3 protein-coding genes are annotated in these 4,150 nt (G+C 33.2%); all 3 read left to right on the forward strand.

The genetic code is table 11. The features are described 5' to 3' along the window. Nucleotides 1–303: 303 nt before the first annotated feature. From ACFOUY_RS09160 to ACFOUY_RS09170, 3 genes are read left to right on the forward strand one after another with little or no spacing between them, the layout of a single operon-like run. Nucleotides 304–1,104: a PorV/PorQ family protein gene (locus tag ACFOUY_RS09160; RefSeq protein WP_378960204.1), complete on the forward strand. Its 801-nt coding sequence runs from the start codon at nt 304–306 to the stop codon at nt 1,102–1,104. Then, nucleotides 1,094–3,124 (forward strand): helix-hairpin-helix domain-containing protein, encoded by a 2,031-nt coding sequence (locus tag ACFOUY_RS09165; RefSeq protein ID WP_378960205.1) that lies wholly within the window; start codon nt 1,094–1,096, stop codon nt 3,122–3,124. Before ACFOUY_RS09160 ends, ACFOUY_RS09165 begins: the two co-directional genes overlap by 11 nt. A gap of 3 nt (nt 3,125–3,127) precedes the next feature. Beyond that, nucleotides 3,128–4,072, forward strand: a complete 945-nt coding sequence (locus tag ACFOUY_RS09170) for a ComEC/Rec2 family competence protein (protein ID WP_378960206.1) — start codon at nt 3,128–3,130, stop codon at nt 4,070–4,072. The last annotated feature ends 78 nt before the right edge of the window (nt 4,073–4,150 follow it).

The following is a 4,150-nucleotide window of genomic DNA, read 5'->3' on the forward strand; positions in this document are numbered from 1 at the left end:
AAATGTTGTACCTTTAAGCATACTTTTTGGTGTCGTAACTTAAAGGTATAAAAAACGGGGTGGCTTAGGCTATCCCGTTTATTTTTATCGGACAACAATGATTTAATTCCAACCTATCCTCTAATGGTAGATTGTACATTGTATAAACTAATGTATTGAAATTAATCTTTAATTCGTCCATAACTCAAATTTTTTAGTTAATATCCTAACAAGAATCTTTTTGTTTTGGAATAATTTTTACTACATTAGAATAACCAAACACCAATCTTCCCTATTTTTTATTTACTGGTTTAACACCCTCAAATGAAAATATGGAATCTATTATTAATCTCCCTTACGCCTTTTTATTTATTTGCTCAGAACAAGTTGGGTCCGAGGCTAACAGCTATGGGCAACAATGGTGCAGCCGTTACCGATATTTGGACACTGCAAGCAAATCCATCAGGAATTACGGCTAGTGATAAGCCAACCGTTGCTCTAAACTATATTAAGCACCTTTTTAGCAATGAGATTAGCACACAAGGTTTAGTTGCGGTTATTCCCTTCAAAAACAATTTCGTCGGTGCTAGCTTCCAGCGATATGGTTTCACTGAGTATAACGAAAGTAAAATTGGTTTTGCTTACGCGAAGAAATTTGGCGATAAATTATCTATTGCTTTAAATGGAAATTATCATCAGCTTAAAATTACCAATTATGGGTCTTCAACTGGATTTTCTATCGATGTTGGTGCGCTTTATCATTTTGATACTGAATTTACTTTAGGTGCTTTTGTGAGCAATCCATCAAAACAAAAATTCAGTTCAACAATTGTATCTGCCGAAATTCCAACGTCATTTAATGTCGGTGCTAGTTATCTGGCATCGGATAAAGTCCTCATTGCAACTACAGTTTCCAAAACATTAAATCAATCTATAGACGTACGCTTAGGGATTGATTATAAAATGTTCGATTTGTTAAGTCTACGTGGTGGTTTAAGCGCAAAACCTTTCAAACAATATGCTAGTTTTGGCTTGAATTACAAAAATTTTTTAATGGATATGGCAACAACTTATGATGCCAATCTGGGTTATGCACCTCAAATTGCTGTAGGTTATGCGTTTTAGATTGATAACCTTACTATTTGTAATGATAGGTTTTGTTGCAAATGCCCAAATTGCTGAGCAAGAAGTTGATGTGCGTGATATTCTGGAAAGTGTTGCTGAAAATCTTCCTGACGATTACGATATGACGGAATTGATTGATATTTTAACAAGGTATCGCAAACATCCAATAAACCTAAATAAAACTACACCAGAAGAATTAAGAACTATTGTCTTCCTCTCGCCTCTTCAAATCAGTAATTTCTTTAGTCATATTAAGGAAAATGGAAACTTTGTAGATGTTTTAGAACTTCAATCTATCGATGGATTTGATGCCAGAACGGTGCAAAGTTTAATTCCGTTTGTAACATTAAATACGGCTACGGAATACGAGAAACTGAGTTTCAAAAACATGCGAAAATTTGGAGAAAACGATTTAATGATGCGTTTTGCTCAAACTTTGCAAAAGCAAAAAGGCTTTACAGATTTGCCCGGAAATAGATATTTAGGCTCGGCGGAACGCTTTCAAACCAGATATCGTTATCATTATGCAACAATACTTTCAGCAGCCATAACATTAGATAAAGATGCCGGAGAAAAATTCATTGGCAAACCTTTCGATTTCATTTCTGGAAACATCGCGTTAGCCAAATTAGGAAAGATTAAAAAACTGGTTGTTGGAGATTATACTTTACAATTCGGACAAGGCCTAACCTTATGGTCTGGTTTTGCATTTGGTAAAGGTCCGGATGTAACCAGCGTGGCTAAGAAAGATTTAGGATTGCGACCCTACACTTCAACTAACGAATATTCATTTTTGCGTGGTGCATCTGCAACCATTAACCTCTCCAAGAATATAGATATCACACCTTTCATTTCTTTCAGAAATTTAGATGCCAGTCAGGATTTTGATGTCGATGGAAACTTAGTGCAATCCACAATAAATCAAACCGGTTTGCATAGAACACCAACTGAAATTAAAAATAGAAATTCTTTAAGTCAGCAGATTTATGGAGCTGTAATTCAATATACTAAAAATGAATTTGGAATTGGGGCAATTGCTTACCAAAGTAAATATGGAAATGATTTTATCACTCAAACTGCAGTTTATGATAAATTTAGCTTTGCTGGCAATTCTTTAACTAACCTTGGTCTTTATTATAATTACACTTATAAAAATATTTATTTCTATGGTGAAGGAGGCAAAAGTTTAAAAAGTGGTTTGGCTTATGTTAACGGTGCTTTAATTAGTTTATCTCCTATAGTATCGGCTGCTGTAACCTATCGTAATTATGCAAATGATTACCATAGTTTTTTCAATCAAGCAGTCTCAGAATCTAGCGAAGCTGTTAACGAGAAAGGACTATATACAGGCTTAAATATCATTCCAAATAAACGTTGGGCATTTTCGATATATGGCGATTACTTCCGGTTTCCATGGTTAAAATATCGGGTTGATGCACCGTCAAAAGGATATGAAATTTTAAGTCAAGCGGTTTATACGCCAACCAAAACTTTAAAAGTTTTGGCTAGGTTTAAGGCAGAAAACAAACAGCAAAATACCGACTTAGATGTACCAATTAACTTTTTAGATGATGTGAGGAAGGAAAGTTATCGTATTGAAATGAGCTGGCAATTGAACAAAAAATGGAGCTTTCAAAATCGTGCTGAAGTTTCACAATATAAAAAAGGCGATGTGAATCAGGAGTTTGGCTATTTAATTTATCAGGATGTAGATTACTCGCCTATGTTTTCGAAAATCACCGGAAACTTAAGAATTGCCTATTTCAATACGCCCAGTTATAATAGCCGAATTTATGCTTATGAAGATGATGTTTTGTACAGTTTTGCTTTCGGAATGTATAGCGGAAAAGGTTTTAGAACTTACCTTAATTTGAAATATAACTTAGCCAAAAAACTAAATATTTGGGCAAGATATGCAGTATTTTATTATAAAAATGTAGAAACTGTCGGAACATATTTAGACGAAATTCAAGGAAATAAAAAGTCCGAAATAAAAATTCAATTGAGGTATCAATTCTAAAATATGTTTAAAGCCGAATACGTTTTCGTCAGGATTTTAGCGCCTTTATTATTAGGAATTGGATGCTTTTATTTTTTCCAGCAGGAAGAAATAATTTTGATTATTGGTTTAATAACCTGTTTATTATTTGTTTCAATTTTCCTGTTCAATATAACTTACAAAAAACTAAATGGCTACAAATTTAAAGGTTTTATTGGTGCTCTAATTTTTGTTTTCTTCTTTTTTCTAGGAGGATTATTATGTCTTTTGAATAGCGAAAAGCTTAAACCTGATTACTTTTCAAGAAAAGATTATCTCTATTTGAAAATCTGGGTAAATGACGAACCTGAACAAACGAATGATATTCTTCGTTTTAAGGCAAGAGTAGTTTCTGGTTATGAAAATAATAAACAAATAAAACTAAGCGGACAATTACTTTTGGCTTTGAAACTAGATAGTTTAAACCCTGTAAAATTAAAATATGGCGATGAACTCATTATTTCGGCTAGATATTTAGAAGTTGAACCACCTTACAATCCGGCTGAGTTTGATTTTAAACGTTGGCTGGCTAGTCAGAATATTTATCAGCAAACCTTTATAAATCAAAATCATTTATTAAAAACAGGTAAGAATATTGGAAACCCAATAATCAGATTTGCCTTAAATTTAAGAGAAAAGCAAATTTCAAAGTATAGAAAACTAATTAAAAATGATGAGGCTTTTGCTCTTGCTTCAACTTTGATTTTAGGTTACAGAGCTGATTTAAGCAAAGAAACACTAGCCGCTTACTCTAAAACAGGAACCATTCATGCGCTTTCGGTTTCTGGCAGTCATGTTGCCATAATTTTCTTTGTTTTAGATTTTCTCCTGCTATTTCTTGATAAAAATCGGGCATCTAAAATATTTAAATTCATCTTAATATGCGGCTTAATCTGGATTTACGCAGGGTCAACGCATAAAATTTTCTAAAATTCGTTGTGTTATCCACAAAATGTTAATTTCTGCCTAAGAACTTTTTTATTTTAAAGGCCTGGTTTCATATAGCTT

Source organism: Pedobacter jamesrossensis, assembly GCF_042650905.1.
GTDB lineage: Bacteria > Bacteroidota > Bacteroidia > Sphingobacteriales > Sphingobacteriaceae > Pedobacter > Pedobacter jamesrossensis.